This is a genomic window from Pseudomonadales bacterium, assembly GCA_041395945.1.
Classification (GTDB): Bacteria; Pseudomonadota; Gammaproteobacteria; order Pseudomonadales; family Azotimanducaceae; genus SZUA-309.
In genome coordinates this window covers 2,814,303-2,835,759 of sequence record JAWKZN010000001.1, presented here as the reverse complement: position 1 = coordinate 2,835,759, position 21,457 = coordinate 2,814,303, and the positions used below count along the sequence as shown (strand labels likewise).

Sequence of the window (21,457 nt, the reverse complement as noted above, 5' to 3'; positions counted from 1 at the left end):
TGATCTCGTTCGGTGTTGGTATATGACTGTCTGTACTACCGGCGCCTCAAATTGCGGGAGTACGCACGCTACGTCTTTCCAGCCCAATGACGCCTGGCTGTCTTCGAACCGCCCCACCTCCCGCATGTGCACAACTGCTCCTCCATTTCCGCGTCCTGGAACCTCTGTATTCCAGCCTGATTCGGACGCTGATTTACCCCTGCAGGTGCGAATTGTCGGCGGATCCGGGCTAGAATCCGCATTCATAATTTGAATCGATAGGGGTAACTGACATGCGTGAAGCCTGGATCATAGACGCGGTGCGTTCGCCGCGCGGACGCGGCAAGCCGGGGGTCGGCAGTCTGAGCGAAATCCATCCCCAGCGCTGCATGGCGCAGGTGCTCAACGGTCTGCGGGAGAAGGTCGGCTTCGATCCCGCAGATATCGAGGACGTGGTGGCGGGCTGTGGCAGCGGCAGTGGCGATCATGCCCACGACATCGCGCGCATGTCCGTACTCGATGCGGGCTGGCCGCTCACCACGACCGGGGTGACCCTGCACAGGTTCTGCGGCAGCGGACAGCAGGCGGTCACTTTCGCTGCGATGGGGGTCATGTCCGGCCATCAGGAAGCGGTGATCGGCGGCGGTGTCGAGTTCATGTCGCGCTACTCGCCCCTCCACGCGGATGGTTTCCATGCCAACAACGCCCATCTGGCCGGATTGCACCCCCAGGTTCCCCAGGGAATCTCTGCTGATCTGATCGCCACCATCGAAGGCTTCAGTCGGGAAGATGTGGATGCCTATGCGGTGATGAGTCAGAACCGCGCCGCCCGTTCTGTCGAAGAAGGGCGCTTCAGTAACGCGCTGATTCCCATTTACAGAGACTCTGGTGAACTGGCGCTGGATCGGGATGAACATCTGCGGCCAGGTACGACCATCGAGAGTCTCGCGGGTCTCAAGGCGTCCTTTGCCGCCATGGGCGCGGCCCAGGTGCCGGGCTATCCCAAACCTTTTGATGATATGGCCCGGGACAAGTACCCGGAGGTCAAAGCCATCAATCATGTGCACCACGCCGGTAACTCTTCGGGGGTGGTGGACGGTGCCAGCGCCGTGCTGGTGGTGAGCCCGGATTTCGCCAGGGCGCACGGTCTCAAACCCAGAGCGCGTATCCGCATGACGGCCACCGCAGGCACCGAACCGCTCATCATGCTCACTGCACCGGCCCCGGCCGCGATGCGCTGTCTGCAAAAAGCGGGCATGAGCAAAAAAGACATCGACCTGTGGGAAATCAATGAAGCCTTCGCCGCGGTGGTGCTCAAGTTCATGAAGGACATGGGTGTCGGGCCGGATGTGGTGAATATCGACGGTGGGGCCATCGCACTGGGTCATCCCATCGGCGCCACCGGCGGCATGCTGATCGGCACGGCAGTCGATCAGCTCCAGCGCGAAGACAAGCAAACCGCACTCATCGCCATGTGCACCGGTGGTGGCATGGGCACGGCGACCATCATCGAGCGGATGAACTGACTCAGCGGCTCCCTGGTCCGGGCGAGCCGGTCGGCTAGCCGAATGCGGTTCCAAGGCGCTGGCAGATCGCCAGCGCCTGAGCCGGCTGCCAGGGTACTGCTTTTCCCTGGCCCCAGACCGGGCCGGGCCAGGCGGGATCTCCCGACCAGCGACCGACGACATGAATGTGCAGCTGCTGCACGATATTACCCAGTGCGCCTACGTTGACCCGCTCCACACCGTGCTCTGCAAGCAGCGCGGTGGAGACACGGGCGATTTCGTCGAATACGCCCATGCGCATTTCGACGGGGAGCTCATGGAGGCTGCTCAGGCCTGGCTGGCGCGGAACCAGAATGCACCAGGGATAGCGGGCATCGTTCATCAGTCGCAGGTCGCTGTGGGTGAGCGTGGCAATCGGCAGGGTGTCTTCGGCAAGTTGAGGGTGGAGCTGAAAAGACATAACGCGCGTGCGCCTCAGCGCTTCGGGTGGCCGCCGACCCAGACAGGGCTGGACCAGGCAACGGCGTCGTTGGCCTGATTGATACGTACGAAATAATAGTCCCCCTGGGAGTCGTCCGTGTCATCGAACGCGAACTGCACGTCCCGGGGACCCTCGCTGATCACCCGTCGCAGGATAATCTGGTCCTCGTAGTCATCCTGCGCGAGGCTCTGGCGCAGGCGTCCGTTGTCCATGTCCCGCAGGTACAGCGTCAGTGCGGCGGCAGGAATGAGTTGTGGCTTCCGGTAGATGGGTGGCGCACCGCCGGTTTCCCGGGCAGGTTCGAGATTCAGGTGCAGCGCGGTGGACCGCTTCACATCGGCGAGTTCCAGCGCGATCGAACTCGAGTCACCCCGGGTCAGGGTGGTGAAGTGAATCAGATCGGGTGATTCGGGATCAACGGTCAGAGTCTGAAAAGCGAGGTTGTGGAAGTCGCGCCCTTCGGCCGCAAGAATTCGGGCGTTTTCCACCCGCAGGGTGCCTCGCCAGTGACGCCAGCCGCGCGGATTGTCACCGGTCTGCACGGGCTCGGAGTCCGATACGAAACTCAGCAGCAGCGATTCCCCTGCACCCGTCCGATCACCGTCTTCGGTGAGGTAGTCGTAACGCCAGACCTCCGCGTCGTTCTTAATCAGAGTGATGCTGTCGATGGGTGCGGTACCGATTACCCGACCGCGGATACTGCGCGCGTTTGCGAAGGGTGCGCGCTGACCCATAGCGGTGCCATTCACCGAGAAGTCGAGAATGATCCGATCGCCGGTGGTGGCGTAAGCGTTGAGCGACTTCATTCCATCGAAAATCGCGTCCGTCGATTTTTCTGCGGCGAGCACTGCGCCGAGACCACCGCGCTGGGCGAGCGAGCTGTTGATCGGTGCGCTGAAACCCGGCTGGCTCAGGTGATTGTCCGAGGCGGCGGTGAAGCCCACCTGATGTCCGTGATTGAGATACATGCGGCCGAACCACTCGAAGTTGCCGTGCTGGGACATGATTTCGATCAGGGGTTCGAGTTGCGGGTCGTTCTGTCGATAGTCTCCCGCCTGGTGCGCATGGGGAATCACCACCACGTCCCGGGTTTCCGAGGTCGCCCGCAGTCCGGCGTAAAGAGCGGAAAGGGTGGGATAGAACTGACCCGAGATCCGCTCCCGGCCTTCGGGTGTCCGATACAGAACGTTGTGGTGTCCACCCTGAATGTTGCGCACCGTCCACTCGTAGCCGAGGTAGGCGATGAAGCTGCCTTCCTTGGTGTAGCTGCGTACATTGTTGCGCAACACTTCCCATTCATAGTCGTCCATCCACAGGTCGTGCTCGGAATGGGTCACGAAATCCAGCCGGGCATCGTCGCGGGCCCAGGTCATGAAGCGATCGGCGCTGCCGATGCCTTCCGCGAATCCCGAGTGACCGTGGGTGTCGCCCCAGTAGATTCGCCGCACGGGATCCACTTCGACCAGCACCGGATTGGACTCGCCGCGAATCCTGCCATCAGGACTCTCGATTGCGAAGCGGTACACGCCGGGTTCATTGAGCCGCACGCCGTCCACGAGACTGATCGGGTCCGGTCCGGCCGGGAGATCCTTGAATGGCGTGCCGTTGAGACTGATCCGCCACCCTCTGTGGCCGTCTCCTGACCGGTTGTAGAAGCGATCCTGGGCTCGAACCGCCAGGGTGAAAGGTTCTCCCGTTGCGACCACGGACGGCGCAAAAGCGTGCACACCCGCCAGTGCACCGCCGATGACCTCAATGGCCTGAATCGGCAGAGTCAGGAAGGGTTCATCCTCGTTGAACGCCAGATAGAGCGGTAGCGGCATGCGGTCACTGGAAAAATCTGCCATGAGGAAGCCGCGGCTGCCCTGACTGGTGTCGCCGTAGGTGATGGTCACCTGGTCGCCGGGTTCGAGGGTGCCGGATGCGAGCCGGAACACCAGCCCCTCGCCGATGCCCCGGAAATCGCCGTGCATTCCCGCGATCGGTGCCGAAGCAGTAACGAAACTGACCCGGGGGTTTGTGCTGCTGATGCTCAGGAAATTATCCGCCCTGGGATCTGACGTCTGCCAGAGGCCGTAATTGGGCATGAAGTGGCGGGCGACCAGGAATCCGCCACCGGTCTGAATCTGCCGCGCACCGACCCTGTAGGTCTGGGTAACGGTGACCCAGGCGCCGGCCTCGAAGGGTCCGACATCTGCCTGCAGCGTGCCGATGGCGTCCGGCTGCTCATCGAGCAGACTCATTTCGAAGATGAACTCATCGATACCGGCGCGACGCGGGCCGAGCGCATCGGCGTAAGCAAAGATGATTGTGATGGCCTGGGTCAGATTGACGGGCAGCACCCCGCCCTTGAGCGCATAGGCGTTGGCCCAGTCCCAGAGCACCCGGGCGCGGACTTCCCTGTTGCTGGCGTCGCTGGGTGCTGCGGCAACCTCTGCCTTGAGCTGTTCGACTCGCGCCCGCAGTTCGGGCGACAGGTAGTCGCCGTCCGCTGCAACCGCAGCTCCTGGGAATGCCAGGGTGCCCAGCAGAGCGCAGAGCTGATAAATACTGTTTAGACCTTTCCCCACCTGGAATCCCCCGCAGATTGTGCGGCCAGTTTAGACAGACTGGTTTCCCATGGGCAATTCGGCTCTTCAGTTCGGACCTCGAATTGCAGATCCACAGCTGCGGCGAGCCTTCAGAGTGCCGTGACGCCATGACCGGCCAAGCCGCGGTGGCAGTCCACCAGGAAACCTCTGAGGCTCTGATACCTGATCAGCGGTTTCCTAGTTCGAAGCCAGTTCCCTTTCCAGTGTGAGCAGACGGTACATTGCCGCCTCGGGATCACCCGCAGAGGTGAGTACACAGAGTGTCCGATCCGAGCGGATGAAATGGTTGCAGGAGGCACTGTAGCCGGGGCCGCCGCCGTTGTGACCATAGCGCACGCCCGGCTCGATCATGAGGCCATAGCCGTAGTGGGGGGCCGTCCAGCCCGGCTGCCTGCCGGGCACCGCAACCGGTTCGGCGAGCAGGGGTGAGATCAGCGGTGAGTCCAGAAATTTCACAGTATCTGCCGGGGTGCCCAGGAGCAGACCGTGCCAGACCCATCCGGCGGGGTAGTCGGGCAGGTCGTCCGCAAAGATGCCGCTGACGGCGCGGGTGTGCTGCAGGCCCAGCGGTCGGCAGACCTGACGATCGATCAGGGTGGCGAAGTCGAGACCGCTGTGCCGCTGACAGATCTGCCTGAGCAGCCAGTAGCCGGGATTGGAGTACGACCAGCCCCTGCCCGGCTGGAACAGCAGATCACGCTGCAGCGTGTGTGTGGCGAAGGTTTCATCGGACCAGACCGGCTCGCCACTCTGGATGGCTCTGGTGTACTCCACCAGGCCGCCGTAGTCGCCCAGTCCGCTCGTGTGATTGAGCAACTGACGCACGCTGATCCGATCACCCCTGTCCAGCAGTGCGCGATCGATCCAGTCCGATACCGGTGCCTCGATGTCGATATCGAGTGTGAAAAGCGTCGCGGCAATGTAGGTCTTGGTGATGCTGTAGAGCGGCAGTACCTGGTTGTCTGCACGAAGAAAAGTGCCGTCTCCCTTCGCGATCGCCACCGCTTCTCCGGGCTGAGAAAGCCTGTTCGCAGCATCGTCGATGGTGCTGTTCAAATCAGCGGATGCGGGTCAGTTCGGGCATGCATCAGCGGGGTGCGTCCCCGGCAACGGTGGTGCGATGCATTACCCGCAATTCGCCGTCGTAACCACCCTGCGCACAGTGCTGCACACAGCGGTTGTCCCACATGGTGAGCATGTCCTGCTGCCAGCGATGCCGGTACACGAAGCGGTCTTCAGTGGCGTGGGCACACAGACGCCTGATCAACGCCTGGGCGTCGACGTCTGAAAGTTCCCGGATACCGATGGTGTAGACGGCGTTGATCCACAGGGCCCTGCGACCGGTTTCGGGGTGGGTGCGCACCAGTGGATGCTCCTGGACGGCAAGCGCGCTGTCGCTGGGCAGTATGGTCATGCTGCGCTGTGCACCGCCGCCGGCAAGGAATCCTTCGCGGCTGTAGGGGCGGCGCGCGCTGTGGATTGCGGTGAGTGTTTCCAGTTCCGCCTGTTCGAGTGCGGTGAGCGCATCCCAGGCCGCGTAGGCATCGGCGAACAGGGTGTCGCCGCCCTGGGCGGGCACGACCTTGGCATGCAGAATGGTTGCCGAAGGTGGTGTCTGCTGGAACGACCAGTCGCTGTGCCAGCTGGCGCCGAAGGGGGTGGTCTTTTCCCGGGGCTCGCGGCGGACTTCGAGAATGTGTGGATGCCCATCCACCGGCTTCACATATGGATCGTGGCCGAAAGGTCCGAAGCTCAGACTGAAGGTGGCGAGCTGGTCGTGGTTCAGGGGCTGATCGGTGAACCACAGAACCTGGTGTTGCAACCACAGGGCACGCAGTTCTGCCACCGCGCGCGGCGCGAGCGGGCGGGATAAATCAATCCCGCTCACCGCAGCACCGAACCCGGTGGGGTTCGGCCTTACAGACAGGCTCATGCCCAGAATTCCTGCACCGCAAACATGGACAGCACGGCGACCGTGGCGCCGATGATCAGAATGAGCAGAAAGGTACCCGTGTCGCTGGTGTTCTCCGTAGCAGCCGAGTCCGGATTGCGGCTGGCGTTTCGATTCCGTATCAGCAGGTAGACTACCACCACGATGATGGATGCCGGGATGGCGATCTGCAGGAGATAACGCATGGCCTCGAGAATAGCATGGGCTGGATAGTCGATCATTGGCTGGCTGCGGTATTGCTGGTTCTGTACACGGGTGTGCTCTTCTACCACGCTCAGATCGGGCGCCGCGCCAGCCATAACATGACCGACTATTACGTTGGCGGACGTCAGCTCGGCGGTGTGGCGGTGGGCATGTCCTTCTTCGCGACCTTTGCCAGCACCAACAGCTACATCGGTCATGCCGGAAAGGGTTATGAGTACGGCGCGCCCTGGATGCTGATGGCGGTCTTCATCGTATTGTTCACCTATCTGTCCTGGGTGATGGTCGCACCCCGTCTGCGCCGCTTCACCGCACACTGGGATGCATTGACCCTGCCCGACTATCTGGCATCCCGTTTCAGTGCATCGAACCCCTGGCTGCGCAGCATCTCGGCGCTGGTCATTCTGTTTTCGAGCCTGCTGTATCTGGTCGCGATCTTCAAAGGAGCCGGTACGCTGTTTGAGCAGTTTCTGAACATTCAGTATGGCGCCGCCGTGTGGCTGACCCTGCTGATCGTGATGCTCTACACCTCGATCGGTGGATTTGTCTCAGTGGTTCGCACCGATGTGCTGCAGGGCGTGCTGATGGTATTCGGCTCGGTCACCATCTTCGGTTTCGTGTTCACCGCGTCAGGTGGCATGGACGCACTACCGACTCTGATGCGTGCGCCGGATACCCGACATCTGTTCACGTTTGATGCCGGTATTCCGTTCATCGTGCTGGTTGGCATTGCGCTGTCGGGCTCGCTCAAGCTGCTGGTCGATCCCCGGCAGGTTTCACGGTTCTATGCGCTGAAAGATGAAGGCAGCGTGCGTGTGGGGATCTGGGTGGCGGTGGTGGGAATCGCGCTGATACAGCTGTGCCTGTTTCCGGTCGGTATGTTTGCCCGCCTGTTACTGGACGGAGTCACCGACACCGACATGATCATTCCGACACTGGTGAACGACAGTGCTATCTTTCCGATCTGGGTCGCCGACTGTATGATCATTGCGATGCTGGCGGCAGCCATGTCGTCCATGGACAGTGTACTGCTGGTGGCAGCCACGGTTTTTTACAAGGATGTGGTGGAGACCGTACGGCCGGCGCGCGCGCGCCCGGCCGCTCGGGTGCGCGTAGACGAACACTCCGCGGCCCGACCACTGGCCTGGACCCGGGGTGGTGTCTTAGGGATCTCGGTCCTGGCTGCCATTATCGCGCTGAACCCGCCGGGTGGCATCGTGGAGATGACCATCTTCTCAGGCAGCCTCTATGCCGTGTGTTTTCTGCCGGCGATTCTGTTCGGCCTGCACTGGCGGCGAGGCACCCCGGGAGGTGTGCTGGCCTCGATGCTCATGGGCATGACGGTCCTCGTCGGCTGGATGCTGTTCGGTCCGAGCGGGGCGCTCCACGAAGTGTTTCCCGCGCTGGCCGTGTCCTGCCTGGTCTACATTGCCTTCGGCCTGCTGGGAAATCCGGTCATTCAACAATGGCCTGGTAGACGAGAGACTGAAAATCCTGACGGATGTTGATGTGGGTATAGGGGCGTACCTGGGTCATGATCACCGCAACCAGATCCTGTTCCGGGTCGAACCAGCTCAGGGTGCAGTAGGCGCCACCCCAGTAGGCGGCACCTTTGGATAAAGGCGTGGCAGCGGCGCCCCGATCCAGCACCACGGCGTAGCCCAGACCGAATCCCATGCCGGGTCCTGCCAGCCACAGGGGCAGATCGCCGGTGTGGTTCTCGAGCATCAGGGAAACGGTGGCGGGGGAGAGCAGGCGCGCGCCGTTGCCCGTGCCACCGCTGAGCATCATCTGCTGGAAGCGCAGATAGTCGTCTACCGTTGAGACCAGTCCGCCTGCACCCCGGAACAGGGTTTTCGGCCCTGAGATCCAGCGGCTTTCCGCCGTGCCGGGATCCTGCAGTTCGATTTTTCCGTCGCTACCGGGCGTGTACTGGGCTGTCAGTCGCGGTGCGTCATCCGCATCGAGAAAGAAACTCGTGTCGGTCATTCCCAGGGGATCGAAGATGCGTGTCTGCAGAAACTCATCCAGTGGTACTCCGGAAAGGACCTCCACCAGCCGGCCGAGCACGTCGGTGGCCGCCGAGTACTGCCACTGGGTACCGGGCTGATAGTTGAGTGGCAGCGCGGCCAGATGGCGGATATAGGCGGCGAGGTCCTGGGACTGATCGAATTCTCCCATGTAGTCCTGATAGAAAGACGTATTGCCCATATAGCTGTTGGCGAGCCCGGCGGTGTGGGTAAACAGATCGCGGATCTGTATGGGTCGGTCGACGGCCACGAGCGTGCCCGTGTTGCCGCTCGCATCAGAGGTCGAAGAAACTTTCACTTCCGCGAACTCGGGCAGGAACCTGCTCACCGGATCGCGCAACTGAAAACGCCCTTCCTCCCACAGCATCATCAGCGCCACTGACGTGATGGGCTTGGTCATCGAAGCGATACGGAAGATGGCGTCGCGGCGCATGGGTTCGTCGACATCCATGTCGCCCAGCATCTGCAGGTGCACGAGTTTGCCCTTGCGCATGACCGCGGTGATGGTGCCCGGCACACGTTCCGATTCCACGTAGCGCTGCATGGCCGGTCCGATCCGGGCCAGCCGTTCCGAAGACATGCCGACGCTTTCCGGACGCGCCGTGGGCAGCTCCCGGGCAGTCGAAAGTCCGGGCAGCGCGCAGATGATCAGGGCCAGGAAGGACAGTATCTTCCGCGGGCCGGTCATCCTGGTGAGTCTGATCATCCTCTGCCTCCGGGTGGTTCCTGCCCCATTCTAAGAGCCCTGGCGCCGCAGCCACAACGCCGGCGTTGTCGGCGGCTGCGCTGATGGCGCCTCTGTTCCAGTCGTCTTCGCATCTGTCGACCCGTACAATGCCGCGATGCTCGATGGCGTCATTCACCCGGACTACGCAGACGTTGCAGCGTCTCTGACCCGGCAATTGCCGCGTGACGGTCGCGGCGGCGCAGCCGTGTGCGTCTACCACAATGGCCGCAGCGTGGTGGACATCTGGGGCGGTTACCGGGACAACGAAGGGACGCCCTGGAGCCGGGAAACCACAGCGCCGAGTTTTTCCACCGGCAAGGGTGTGCTGTCGACGCTGATCCACATCCTCGTCGATCAGGGCAAAGCCGGCTACGACGATACCCTGGCCAGCCACTGGCCGGCTTTCGCCGTGAATGGGAAGAGCACTGTCACGGTACGTCAGGCGCTGTGCCACGAAGCCGGCCTCTACCGGATTACAGATCTCATTTCCCATCCGCGCGAGATGCTCGACTGGGAACATATGAAACAGCTTGTCGCCGCCGCCCGGCCCGCACATGAGCCGGGTGCAGCGCACGGCTATCACGCCCTCACCTATGGCTGGCTGATCGGCGGTCTCATCGAAGAAGTTACCGGACAGCCACTGCGGACGGTGCTGCAGGAAGCACTTGTCGAGCCATTGCAGCTCGATGGTGCGTACATCGGTATACCGCACAACGAGCTCCACCGTCGCGCTCTCCTGGTGCAGGGTGTTTCCGAACCCGCGAAACCCCGGGAGGACTGGCAGGTCCGCATGATGGGTTGGGTCGAACAGGCGCTGGGTACGCTGGGCGTTGAACTCGCCGAGTTCTCAGCGGCGTTGAATCCCTTCACCGCCCGCTTCGACTGGAACGATCCGGCAACCGTGCAGGCGATGATTCCCGCCGCCAATGGACAGTTCACCGCCCGTTCGCTGGCGCGCATGTATGCGATGCTTGCGGGCGGCGGCGAACTCGACGGGGTTCGTCTTCTGACTGAGTCCAGAGTGCGCGAAATAGCGAATGTGCAGAGCACCACCCGGGACCGGGTGCTGATGATTCCCATGCACTGGCGGATGGGTTACCACAAAGCCTTCGTCCTCGGGGTCAGTGCGCCCAGGGCATTCGGTCACTATGGTTACGGCGGATCAGGCGCCTTCTGCGATCCCAGTCGCAACCTGGCGGTTGCTCTGACCCTCAATTTCGGAGCGGGCACCCCGATGGGTAACAGCAACATGCCGCGGATCGCCCGGTCGGCGCTGCGGGCCGTCGACCGGCTGCGCTGATGTCCACCCTGACCGATGGCGGCAGCATCGGTTCCGACGGCCGGGCTGAAGCGGAACTGGCCGCCTTTCTCGGGCAGCACGAACGCCTCTTCGTAATCACGGGCGCTGGTCTGAGCGCGCCTTCCGGCATCGACACCTATCGGGACCATAAAGGACAGTGGCAGAGTCCGGCCCCGGTACAGCACCAGGACTTTCTCCGCCATCACAGCAGCAGACAGCGCTACTGGGCGCGCAGTCTGCGCGGCTGGCCCAGGTTCCGGAATGCCCGACCGAATACGGCTCATGTCGCACTGGCTGAACTCAGCGCACGTGACCGGGTCGGGTGTCTGCTGACCCAGAATGTCGACGGACTGCATCAGCGTGCGGGTCAGACGGGACTGATTGAACTGCATGGTTCTCTGGCGAATGTGGTCTGTCTGGAATGCCACCACCGCGTGACACGTGAAAGTGTGCAGTCCTGGCTCGAAGTCCACAATCCGGAGATCCTCGCGATGGCGGCGAGCCCCAGGCCGGACGGGGACGCAGAGTTGCGCACCCGGGACGGTCGCCTGACGCTCTACGACAGTGTGCAAGTGCCGGTCTGTGAGCGGTGCGGCGGCGTGCTGAAACCCGACGTGGTCTTCTACGGAGACAGTGTTCCGGTTGCCAGGGTCGGAGCAGCCACGGCGGCGCTTGCACAGGCGGATGCGGTGCTGGTCGTGGGCACATCTCTGATGGTCTATTCGAGTTTCCGGTTCTGCCGTGCGGCGCGGGAGCGCCGCCTGCCCATGGCGGCAGTGAATCTGGGGGTCACCCGGGCGGACGCCTGGTATTCCAGCAAACTCGACGCGGATTGTTCGATTGTCCTGCCGAGGCTAGTAGGTACCCTTGTCTGAGAGCGGGTCTGAGCAGAAGATAAGGGCATGGGCAGAGGCGCACACAGACAGATGCCCGGAGGCGTGTTCCGCCTGCCGGTGTTGCCGCTGGCGGTGCTGGTGGTCCTGCTGCTGACCGCGTGCAGCGGTCAGCAGAACCCTCAGGCCTCCGCAGCACCCGATGTCGGCTCGCCGGCAGGGGAGGCCTCCGGAGCAGCTGACGGCAAAGAGACCCGCTCAGAAGCACTCAAAAGACAGCTCGATGCGCTGCTGGCCGAAAACCTTGCCGAATCTGACTACCGGCAATCCTCCAACTGTCTTTATCGGAACAGCTTTCGACACGTATCCGCGCTCGGCGACTCCTATCTGCTGTTTTCCAAGGGCGACACCTACTGGATCAATCGCCTGAAAAGTCGCTGCATGCTGCTCAATCACCGGATGCTGTTCACATTCGTCAGCCACTCTCAGAGTGTCTGCGCCGGAGATTCGGTCTACCTCAGCGACCGGGCGGATCTGGACCGGGGTTTTGATGCTTCCGGCCGACCTGCTGTGATGCTGGGCAGTTGTGTGCTGGGTGAATTCGAATCTATCAACGAAGCACAGGCGGTGGCCCTCAGGGAGGCGGTGAAGGCGCCCGGTACGAAGGGGAAGAACGGGGGGAGTCAAGGAGGAGGGAAATGACGCGCAAGGGGATTCTGATCGGTCTGCTCGCGATGCTGCCCGCTCTGGCGGTCCAGAGTCAGGAACCTGGAGAAGCCAGTGAGGAAGTGGCGGAGCCAGCCCTGGATGTCGAAACCATTCTCACTACACCCTCGGAAACGGAGTACACCGAATCCGAGCGTTGCCTGTCGACCAGCCGTATCCGCCGGACTGAAGTGCTCGATGACCGTCATATCGTGTTCCACATGTCGAGAGACCGGTATTACCTCGTACAGTTTCCCCATCGCTGTCCAACTCTGGATAAGAATTCGGCGCTGATGTATGACGTGCAGGGCTCCCGGCTCTGTCAGTTGAACCGGATTCGGGCTGTGAATGGCAGTGGCATGAGCAGATCCATCGGACCAGTCTGCGTGCTGCCTGGCTTCGAGGAAGTCAGCATCGAGCAGGTGGCGCTGATCCGGGAGAGTCTGGAGGAACTGCGCAGAAAGAAACGCACCGGTCCGACATCTCCCTCCGGAGAGGGCGCTGCAGAGGAGGAACCTCCCGAGGCTGAGTCGGCGCAGCAGGAGTCTGCCACCTCCTGAAGCTTCTGATCAGCCGGGGTGATGTCGCAGCGCGAGGCTCTGCTGGATGACCATGGACAGCTCCCGTCCCGAGACGGGCTTCATGATCTTGTGATCGATACCGCCGAGCTCGTCCTCTGAGGAACTGGCGAATCCGGTGATCAGAATGATGGGCAGATCGGGACGCACGGCGCGGATCTGGCGCGCAAGTTCGGAGCCTGTCATTTCCGGCATATTGTGATCGGTCAGCAGTACGTCGAACTCCGCTGGTGCCCGGCTGAAGGCTTCGAGTGCCATCCGGGGATTCGTGAAGGATTCCACCTCGAAGCCCTGGGTAGTGAGCAGTTCTCCGGTGACGCGCAGAACGGCCTGTTCATCGTCTACCAGCAGTACACGGACGCCCCGGACAGCCGCATCGACGGGCTGCAGGGCAAGGGGGAGGAGAACTCTGAACGTTGTGCCGCGCCGCTCTTCACTTTCCACTGTGATCTCCCCGCCGTAGGTGGTGACGATGCCGTGCACCACCGACAGACCCAGCCCGCTACCCTCGCCGACTTTCTTGGTCGTGAAAAACGGTTCGAAAATATGCCCGATCACTTCCCGGGACATGCCGCGACCGCTGTCAGTCACCTCGATGCAGGCGAAAGCAGCAGGTGCAATATGGGCGGGAATCAGCGGACTCCCGGGCTCGATCTGATACAGGCGGACGGTAATCAGGCCGGATGCCGCATCGATGGCCTGAGCTGCATTGGTACAGAGATTGACAACCACCTGATGCAGTTGATTCGGATCCACCACGACAGCACCGGTCTCTTCGAGCTCTTTGACGATCCGCACACTGGACGGAATGCTCGCCTGCATGAGAGATACGGCTTCGGTGATGACCTGACTGATATCGATTGGGGTGCGGACCGGGATTGCCTGCTGCTGGCGGGAGAAGGTCAGAATCTGCTGAACCACATCACGTGCCCGGCTTGCGGCATTTTCCATCGCCCGCAGCTTGTCGTGCACATCCGCCGGCAGGGACGTTTCCATGAGCATGGAGGTGTAACCGAGGATCGGGGTCAGCAGATTGTTGAAGTCGTGAGCGATTCCGCCAGCAAGCGTGCCAATGACTTCCAGCCGCTGCGAGAACTGCAGCTGCATCTGCAGACGGTATTCCTCGGTGACATCCACAGCAATGACCAGCTTGCTGTCGGCTTCCTCATAGGGCACCTGGCTGACCAGAAAGCGGCGCACGTCGCCGCGGCTGTCTGTAAACCAGGTTTCTTCCGCGTGGGTAGTGCGCTGATTGTCCGGAAACAGCAGGCCGTCCGGCTTCAGACCGGCATAGTCAGCGAAAAAGGTGTTGTCGAGCAGATGCTCGAGTGTGGTGCCATAAAGATTGGCAACTGCCTGGTTTGCGAAAACCAGCGTGCCATCTTCACGGCGGGCAAAGATCACATAAGGCACCAGATCCACGATGTTGCGCAGCAGATCCCGGGCGCTGCGCTCGGCGTTCTGGGCGGCGTTGCGCTGGATGATTTCCGATTGCAGAGTTTTCTGTGCTTCGAGCAGTGTGTCTATGACCCGGTTGAAGGCCTCGGTCAGTTTCGAGACCTCCTGCGGAGTGTCACTGAGTACCTGCAGCGCGGGGGCCTGGGGATTGAAATTGACTGCGCTGTCGGTCAGGCGGGTGATGGGCAGCAGAGCGGATCGGGCCAGCAGCCGGGCGAGCACCATCACGGCGACCAGTACCAGGATCAGGAAAATGACCGTCGGCAGAGCGAGCTGCAGCATGACGCCGATCAGTGAGCGCCGGTTGACTACGAGCTCCACCCGCAGCCTGTGATCGTCCCCGTACACTTCTGCACTGGGTCGCAGGTAGGCGAGTGTGCCGGCTGCGTTCGAAGTATCACAGTCGCGCAGACTGGTATCCGGTCGTGCCCAGCTGGCAAGCAGCGTCTGGTGTGCGTCGAAGAGGCAGGCGTTCTCGATGAGCGGGTCGAGGCCTGCCACCGACAGTACTCGGACGAGATCGGACTGGTCGGCCCGGATCACGTCAGGGAAGTTTGCCGCGAAGGTGCGGGTCAGTATGGCGGCAAAGTTCTGGAGGTCCTGATGCCGGTGCTGAAATTCGCTGAGCAGATAGAACGCCACACCGATGAGCGCCGTACCTACTCCCAGGGCGCTGGCAAGGATGAACCAGCGCTGCTGCAGCGTCGCTCTGCGGGGCATTGAGATGGACTCTGGATACTGCTGGTGTGTGCGGAAGCATCCCTCTCAGCCTTGCGACTGTCAATTCATCATTGGTCAAGCACGGTGACACGGCGGATGTTCCGATTTGTTGAGGGCCTTTACCCCATGGGCTATAGTGCGCAGGCCTCGCGCTGCTCAGCCGGCGCGTGGAAATCGGTCGCGAAGTCACGGTCAACTTCAGTTGTCCGGGTGCAGACTCTGTATACAACCCGCGATTGCCGGGATTGGTAATCGACAGCCGGAACATTCACTCCGGTACGCAGGAGAGCAGCCCGGGCCATGGGCGGTTACAGCACGCGAGAAGTCTCGGATCTCATTGGTATGAAGCCGGGCCAGGTACGCCACTTTGTGCGCTGTGCGCTGATTGATCCGGCACGCGGTCTGCGTGGCGAGTTCCAGTTCGGCTTTCAGGACGTGGTGCTGTTGCGGACAGCGAAACAGCTGATCGATGCTGACGTGTCAGCGCGTCGTGCCCATCGGGTTCTGAAGAAGCTCCAGTCTGAACTCACCGGCGGGCAGTCGCGTACGTCCCTGTCGTCTGTGCGGGTCTTCGCCGATGGGCGGGAAATTCTGGTACGCGAAGATGACATGGTTTGGAATGTGGAGTCCGGCCAGGCACGGTTGAATTTTTCCGGCCGGCCGAGAGCAGGGAACCTCGCCAGTCTCGTGTCCCGACAACCGGACTTCGCGAAGGCCGCCGACAAGCTCAGCAGTGACGAGTGGTACAACCTGGGGCTGGACCTGGAGCAGGTGGAACCGGCGAAAGCACCGGACGCTTACCGCAAATCCATCGAAGCCAATCCGAAGAATGCAGACGCCCATGTGAACCTCGGACGGCTGTTTCAGTTGAGTGGCGATCTCAGGAATGCGAAACGCCACTACGAGCTGGCGCTGGAGGCTGTGGGCACCCACCAGCTCGCGAACTACAATCTCGGTACGCTGTTTGATGAACTCGAAGAAGTCGAGCGGGCGGTCGCCTTCTACCGCCGGGCGCCTGCGGTCCCGGACTCCCACTACAATCTGGCGCGAATCTCCGAACTCAGAGGCGACGAAGTTTCAGCGCGTCGGCATATGCGCGCTTACCGCCAGCTGCTCGAAAATCAGGGCTGACAGCCGGTCGGGCGGAGAGGTCGCGCATGGCAGCTTCAGAGGCTGCGCCACCAGATCAGATACCCGCTGATCGACAGCAGAATCATCAGCAGTGTCCCGCCGTTGACCACCCATACTCCCGGAGCACCAAACGCCCGCCCGCTGTGCAGATCCTGCAGCAGCCGTTCGGTACTGAGCAGCCCGCGTCGATAATTGGTTCTGGCCTGGTCGAGGGCGGCGCCCTGCAGCGGTTCCAGCGTCGCCCAGCGGATCTCGTCGGCCGTAGCGGTGCTTTCTTCGAGATTCAGCATCGCATCGTCGAACTGCAGCAGACCTGAGCCGGTTTCGACCACCACCCCTCCCCGATAGAGTCCGATGGCCGTTCCCTGCCGGCCTATGGCCATCTGCTCCACCTCGCCCGCCGCCAGTGTTCCGATCAGCCACAGGGATGATCCGTTCAGGGCGACTTCAAACTGGGGCGTGGAAACCGCCCCGGCGAATTCCCGGCTGTCGCCGAGGAGGCGGGAGCCCAGGTAGAGGCGCTCTCCAAGATGGACCAGAGCACCGCTGCGCAAAGCAGTCTCGGGCGCTTTCAGTCCGTACCAGTCGAGTATCCAGGAGTTCGTGACAGGGCGGGTAGCCAGGTGCAGGGCTTCGGTGAACTGCAGTGGCAGTCCGGTCAGCACGAGGTGCAGAAGCACGACGCCGGCAGCCACACCCGCAGGCCGGTGCAGACGATGTCGCAGCGGCGGCTGCCTACGGATGCTGCGCGAGGGTCGTACGCTGGCTTTGTTCATGGAGCTTGAGAGCGACCCTGGCCATGCGTTCCATTGCCCGGACAGACAGAGTGGCGCCGGTGATGCCGTCGATGCGGCGATCCAGGTCACCGCGCGGGGTGAGTGCCGCGCGGCTGAACTGGCTGGTGAAGAAACTGTGCCGGATCTCCCAGCCTCTGCTCTCACGGAATACCAGGACTTCGGCCTGCTCAATGGCACCGTTCACAATGAGGAAACCTGCCGTGATCGGTTTGTCTTTGCCGACCTCATCGAGAATCCAGGCGGTGCGCTGCTCCTGGCGCCAGAATCTTACCCGCAGTCCGGGCTGCCAGCCGTAGCGATCCACCAGTTCGGCCCGCAGGGCGGGTTCGATCCAGAGTGCCTGGGCTGCCGGAACGCTACCGCCGAAGGCGGCGGCAAGAAACGCATCCGGTGCCTGATAGACCTGCTCGTCAGCACGGGCGGCGGCCGGCTGGCCGACCGTCCAGATGAGAACACAAGCGATAATAATTCTTATTATCATGTGGCTATTCTGCCCGGCCGCGCTGAAAAAGCAATTGATCTGGACCGGTGGCCCGCAAATAACTGTTCTCTAGAACTGATAACCGACGCCCAGGTCGATGCCTTTGAAATCCCGGTCCTGTGCGCTGAGGAGATCGTGGCTGCGGTCGCGATAGTCGAATTTCAGGACCACGTTGCCGGTGGGCCAGTAGTTCACCCCGACCTCCCACTGGTCGAACTGATCCTGGGCCCGGGCACCCTCGAGGTCCTGATAGCGGGAATAGACGCCCCAGTCATGGGCCGGACGGCCGAGGCGCAGGCTCGGCTCGACGTACCAGCCCGTCTGCCGGTCCGCGTCGGCGAGTTCAATGGCATCACCGTTGAAGTTCCACTGGGACCACAGGGCGCGCAGATTGAAAGGTCCACGGCTCCAGATGCCGTGCACGCTGACCAGGGTGCCGTCTTCGAGACCGTCGCCGCCGATCTGGCTGGCGTCATCCTGGTAGTTCACCGAAGCGGCGAGTTCGAGTCCGGGTACACCCGTGTACTTCAATCTGGCGGTGAGCGCCAGATTGTCGGCGCTCGCATTGGAGACCTTCTGCCGGCCGCTGCGAATACGGTAAGCGCTGCTGCCTGAGGTGGGGGTTTCCAGGCCGGAGTGCACGGCGAAATCCCAGGACAGGCCGTTGCTGTAGTGACCGCTGAGTGCCGCACCGCCTTCCCACCAGGTCGAGGGGATGATGATGCTCTCAACTTCGTTGCGCTCCACACCATAGAAGGTGTTGGGTTCATGGGTTTCATTGAGGATGCCGATCGGCAGCAGGAACAGGCCGCCTCTGGCAGTCAGGGATTCGTTCAGATCGAATTCCAGGTAGGCCTGTTCGACTTCCACTTCGCCACCGCTGGAACCGTCCGCGGTGTCCTGCACCAGTGAGTGTTCGAGCTCCACTTCGGAGAAGAAACGGATACGGTCCGTGAATTCATGGCCAACGAAGGCAACGAAGCGATGGAAGTCCACCTCCTTCAGATCCCGTGAGCTGTCCTCGGCATCGAGGTTGTTGTAGTGCATTTCGCCATATCCGCCCAGGGTGGTGCGGCTCGCCCGGCCGGAGCCACGACCCTGATCGACTTTCTCGAGGTAACCGGCAGTCAGATCCAGCTGCTCTTCCGTGATCCGCGCCCTCTGCTCGGTGTTCGCGATCTGTGCACGTGCGCCATCCAGTGCCTGGGTGAGTGTTTCGATCTGGGCCTGCTGCTGCTGGACGATCTGCCACAGAGCCTCCAGTGAGGGAGGCTCCGCTGCGCGGGCATCACCCGGGACCGAAACCCAGACGAGACAGGACAGGGAGAGAGCACAAAGATAACGCAGACCGTTCATAACGCATCCTTAAGGTGGAGTAGGGACGAAATTTTCAGATTGAGAGCGGAGGAAGAGTGTAACCAACGAGAATCTAAATGCAAATGATTCCTATTAAGATTCTATTCTGATGTGAGGGACACTGCGTAGAGGTTCCGGGTACGAATGATCCAAAGGATCATTCGTAAACAAACTAATCCAGCCGCAGCACTGGAATCAGCGGCGGGGCTTTATGCCGGCCGACCCGAACCAGCACGCTGAAGAAGCCGATGGCCAGCACGATCATGAGCAGCGACCAGCCGATCGCTCCGGTGGCGCCTCCGGGCAGCGAGCTGGCACTGCCGCTCACCAGGTGGCCGATCTGATAACAGATCACCGCGCTCGAATAGGCGAGCATCAGGGACCAGCTGGTGCTGAAGACCGCCCAGAACCCGCCGATCTCTTTGAAAATCACGCCAATGGTGGCGACACAGGGCATGTACAGAAGGATGAACAGGAGATAGGAAAATGCCCCGAGCTGGCCGTCGAAATAGCGTTGCAGAGCGCTGATTGTGGAGACCGAGACCGCCTGATCCGTCGCCGCCTCACTGAGGTCCTGATAGTCCTCGACCTGGATGCCGAGCGGGTCGAGCAGGGTGTCGCCGAGTGCGGCCAGGTTTGCCGGCACGCTGGCTGCTGCGTCGCGCAGCAGATCGGTCAGGGACTCGGTACTGGCTGTGGGAGTTGGGGAATACAGCGCATCCAGGGTGCCGACCACGACTTCCTTGGCGAAAATCCCGGTGAAGATTCCGACTGTGGCCGCCCAGTTCTCATCGGTCAGACCCATGGGGTGGAAGGCCGGTGTGATCGTGCGGCCAATTTCCGAGAGCATCGATCGATCCGAGTCCTGATTGCCGAAGGATCCATCGGTGCCGACTGAACTCACCAGGTTGAGTATGACCACTACCGCGACGATGGCCTTGCCGGCCCGCACCACAAAGCCCTTCAGGCGCTGCCACGTCTGCAGCATCAGGCCTTTGAGGGTGGGCAAATGGTAGGCGGGCAGCTCGAGCACGAACTGGCTCTGGGGGGTACGGACCAGATAGCGGCGCACGGCCATGGCACTGAGTCCTGCAGCGACGATGCCGAACAGGTACAGGGCAAAGACCACATTCTGACCGTTGCTCGGGAAGAAAGCGGAAGCAAACAGGGCATACACCGTGAGCCTGGCGCCGCAGGACATGTAGGGGGCCATGAGGGTGGTGAGAATGCGGTCCGGGGTGTTATCGAGGGTGCGTGTGGCCATCACGGCGGGCACGTTGCAGCCGAAGCCGACGATGAGGGGCACAAAGGCTTTTCCCGGAAGGCCGACCCGGCGCAACAGCCGGTCGACTATGAAGGCGACCCGACCCATGTAACCCGTGTCTTCGAGGAAGGTGAGCGCCAGGAACAGGCAGCCGATCACCGGGATGAAGGTCCCTACCAGTTGCAGGCCTCCCCCGAGTCCGTCCGCGAGCAGCACCACCAGCCATTCGGGCAGACCCAGCGCATCGAGACCGCGGCGCGGCCCCTCGACGAACAGCACATGGCCCACGCCGTCGAAAAAGTCGATGAAGGCCGAGCCGATGTTGATCGCGAACATGAAGGTCAGATACATCACCAGCAGGAATACCGGAAACGCCAGAAACCGGTTGAGTACCAGTGCGTCAATCCGGTCCGTGAGGGTGCGGCGAATGGGTGTGGTCTGCATGGCCTCAGCCAGTACCGCATCGATGAAGTGGTAGCGGGCGGTGGTGTCTTCGAGGGCGGGCAACAGGGCACTGGCTGCGGATGCGTTGAAAATGGCATCTTTCAGCGCCGCCACACCATCCCCACGACTGGCGATGATGGGCAGGACAGGACAGCCGAGTTGCCGGGCCAGGGAAAAGGTATCGATGTGCTGGCCGTGGCGGTCCGCCACATCGATCATGTTCAAGGCGACCACCATCGGTCTGCCGAGCTCCAGGAGTTCGGTGGTGAGAAATAACCCCCGGGCCAGACTTGAGGCATCCACCACATTCACGATCACATCGAGCGTCCCGGCCTCCTGCACATAGTCCCGGGCGATACGTTCGTCTATGGCGTCCCCCGCCGGCCGGAGGCTGTAGGTGCCCGGCAGGTCGACCACATGCACCGTTTCATCGCCGTGACGGAATTCGCCCGTCTTGCGTTCCACGGTGACTCCGGGCCAGTTACCGACCCGCTGGCGGGTGCCGGTGAGGGCATTGAACAGGGTCGTTTTCCCGCAGTTGGGGTTGCCGACCAGGGCGATGGTGGTCACTCGGACTCCAGCAGCAGGCTGCCTGCCTCGGCTGGCCGCAGTACCAGGGAATAGCCGCGGAAGCGAATTTCGACCGGATCGCCCAGGGGGGCTCGTCGTTGCAGAGTCAGGCGCGTGCCCGGAATCAGGCCGAGCCGCAGCAGCCTGTCGGTGTACGGGCTGCAATCGGTGTACTCGCGGACTCTGGCGGACTCACCTACAGCCAGATCGGCGATGTGCCGGGGCGGATCAATGGACATCTGCTGCTGACTGCCGGGCCTGACGGCTGAAGTCTGTCGAGGCGATATTTAAATAGAAATAATTCTCATTTGCAATAGGGGTCGAAGGCGGAAGACGGTAACTGAGGAGTGGTGTG

General features: G+C 61.9%; 19 protein-coding genes. 7 read left to right on the top strand and 12 right to left on the bottom strand.

The annotated features are described in order from the left end of the window. Positions 1–272: 272 nt before the first annotated feature. Entirely contained in the window at positions 273–1,505 is a 1,233-nt protein-coding gene (locus R3E82_12960; protein ID MEZ5551796.1) for an acetyl-CoA C-acetyltransferase, read from the top strand. A 34-nt stretch (positions 1,506–1,539) separates the two neighbouring features. On the opposite strand, the gene R3E82_12955 is transcribed toward R3E82_12960, so the two are convergent. From R3E82_12955 to R3E82_12935, 5 genes are all read right to left on the bottom strand, one after another. Continuing rightward, the gene (locus tag R3E82_12955; GenBank protein ID MEZ5551795.1) at positions 1,540–1,944 is read right to left on the bottom strand and encodes an HIT family protein; all 405 of its coding nucleotides are present in this window, start codon (positions 1,942–1,944) and stop codon (positions 1,540–1,542) included. Positions 1,945–1,958: 14 nt separating this feature from the next. Beyond that, positions 1,959–4,535, bottom strand: coding sequence for a DUF3604 domain-containing protein (locus R3E82_12950; GenBank protein MEZ5551794.1), 2,577 nt, complete (start codon positions 4,533–4,535; stop codon positions 1,959–1,961). Positions 4,536–4,733: 198 nt separating this feature from the next. After that, complete coding sequence (locus R3E82_12945; GenBank protein ID MEZ5551793.1) at positions 4,734–5,612, bottom strand: serine hydrolase domain-containing protein; 879 nt, start codon at positions 5,610–5,612, stop codon at positions 4,734–4,736. Positions 5,613–5,643: 31 nt separating this feature from the next. After that, complete coding sequence (locus R3E82_12940) at positions 5,644–6,489, bottom strand: TauD/TfdA family dioxygenase (GenBank protein MEZ5551792.1); 846 nt, start codon at positions 6,487–6,489, stop codon at positions 5,644–5,646. After that, positions 6,486–6,728, bottom strand: a complete 243-nt coding sequence (locus R3E82_12935; protein MEZ5551791.1) for a hypothetical protein — start codon at positions 6,726–6,728, stop codon at positions 6,486–6,488. The genes R3E82_12940 and R3E82_12935 overlap by 4 nt, the downstream gene beginning before the upstream one ends. On the opposite strand from R3E82_12935, the gene R3E82_12930 reads away from it, so the two are divergent. After that, positions 6,708–8,216 carry a sodium/solute symporter gene (locus tag R3E82_12930; GenBank protein MEZ5551790.1) on the top strand — a complete coding sequence of 503 codons (1,509 nt, stop codon included), beginning with the start codon at positions 6,708–6,710 and terminating at the stop codon, positions 8,214–8,216. The two genes, R3E82_12935 and R3E82_12930, sit on opposite strands and share 21 nt — an antisense overlap. On the opposite strand, the gene R3E82_12925 is transcribed toward R3E82_12930, so the two are convergent. Beyond that, positions 8,164–9,444: a serine hydrolase domain-containing protein gene (locus tag R3E82_12925; protein MEZ5551789.1), complete on the bottom strand. Its 1,281-nt coding sequence runs from the start codon at positions 9,442–9,444 to the stop codon at positions 8,164–8,166. The genes R3E82_12930 and R3E82_12925 overlap by 53 nt on opposite strands. Before the next feature lie 136 nt (positions 9,445–9,580). Here R3E82_12925 and R3E82_12920 point away from each other — a divergent pair, with 136 nt between their 5' ends. The 4 genes from R3E82_12920 to R3E82_12905 are packed head-to-tail and all read left to right on the top strand — an operon-like array spanning position 9,581 to position 12,863. Continuing rightward, entirely contained in the window at positions 9,581–10,765 is a 1,185-nt protein-coding gene (locus R3E82_12920; GenBank protein ID MEZ5551788.1) for a serine hydrolase domain-containing protein, read from the top strand. After that, positions 10,765–11,640, top strand: coding sequence for an NAD-dependent protein deacetylase (locus R3E82_12915; protein ID MEZ5551787.1), 876 nt, complete (start codon positions 10,765–10,767; stop codon positions 11,638–11,640). Before R3E82_12920 ends, R3E82_12915 begins: the two co-directional genes overlap by 1 nt. A gap of 27 nt (positions 11,641–11,667) precedes the next feature. After that, entirely contained in the window at positions 11,668–12,300 is a 633-nt protein-coding gene (locus tag R3E82_12910; protein MEZ5551786.1) for a hypothetical protein, read from the top strand. After that, a complete protein-coding gene (locus tag R3E82_12905) occupies positions 12,297–12,863 on the top strand; it encodes a hypothetical protein (protein MEZ5551785.1) in 567 nt (188 codons plus the stop codon). The genes R3E82_12910 and R3E82_12905 overlap by 4 nt, the downstream gene beginning before the upstream one ends. 9 nt (positions 12,864–12,872) lie before the next feature. Here the strand turns inward: R3E82_12905 and R3E82_12900 are convergent, their stop codons facing one another. Continuing rightward, positions 12,873–15,059: an ATP-binding protein gene (locus R3E82_12900; protein ID MEZ5551784.1), complete on the bottom strand. Its 2,187-nt coding sequence runs from the start codon at positions 15,057–15,059 to the stop codon at positions 12,873–12,875. A gap of 300 nt (positions 15,060–15,359) precedes the next feature. On the opposite strand from R3E82_12900, the gene R3E82_12895 reads away from it, so the two are divergent. Next, positions 15,360–16,190: a tetratricopeptide repeat protein gene (locus R3E82_12895; protein ID MEZ5551783.1), complete on the top strand. Its 831-nt coding sequence runs from the start codon at positions 15,360–15,362 to the stop codon at positions 16,188–16,190. A 35-nt stretch (positions 16,191–16,225) separates the two neighbouring features. Here R3E82_12895 and R3E82_12890 read toward each other — a convergent pair whose 3' ends face one another. The 5 genes from R3E82_12890 to R3E82_12870 all read right to left on the bottom strand — a co-directional run bounded on the left by R3E82_12890 (position 16,226) and on the right by R3E82_12870 (position 21,341). Next, on the bottom strand, positions 16,226–16,966 hold the full coding sequence (locus R3E82_12890; protein ID MEZ5551782.1) for a PepSY domain-containing protein: 741 nt from the start codon (positions 16,964–16,966) through the stop codon (positions 16,226–16,228). Beyond that, positions 16,926–17,468, bottom strand: a complete 543-nt coding sequence (locus tag R3E82_12885; protein ID MEZ5551781.1) for an FMN-binding protein — start codon at positions 17,466–17,468, stop codon at positions 16,926–16,928. The genes R3E82_12890 and R3E82_12885 overlap by 41 nt, the downstream gene beginning before the upstream one ends. 69 nt (positions 17,469–17,537) lie before the next feature. Continuing rightward, positions 17,538–18,824, bottom strand: a complete 1,287-nt coding sequence (locus R3E82_12880; protein MEZ5551780.1) for a porin — start codon at positions 18,822–18,824, stop codon at positions 17,538–17,540. Positions 18,825–18,996: 172 nt separating this feature from the next. Next, a complete protein-coding gene (gene feoB, locus R3E82_12875) occupies positions 18,997–21,102 on the bottom strand; it encodes a ferrous iron transport protein B (protein MEZ5551779.1) in 2,106 nt (701 codons plus the stop codon). Further along, positions 21,099–21,341 (bottom strand): FeoA family protein, encoded by a 243-nt coding sequence (locus R3E82_12870; GenBank protein ID MEZ5551778.1) that lies wholly within the window; start codon positions 21,339–21,341, stop codon positions 21,099–21,101. The genes feoB and R3E82_12870 overlap by 4 nt, the downstream gene beginning before the upstream one ends. Between the last annotated feature and the right edge of the window lie 116 nt (positions 21,342–21,457).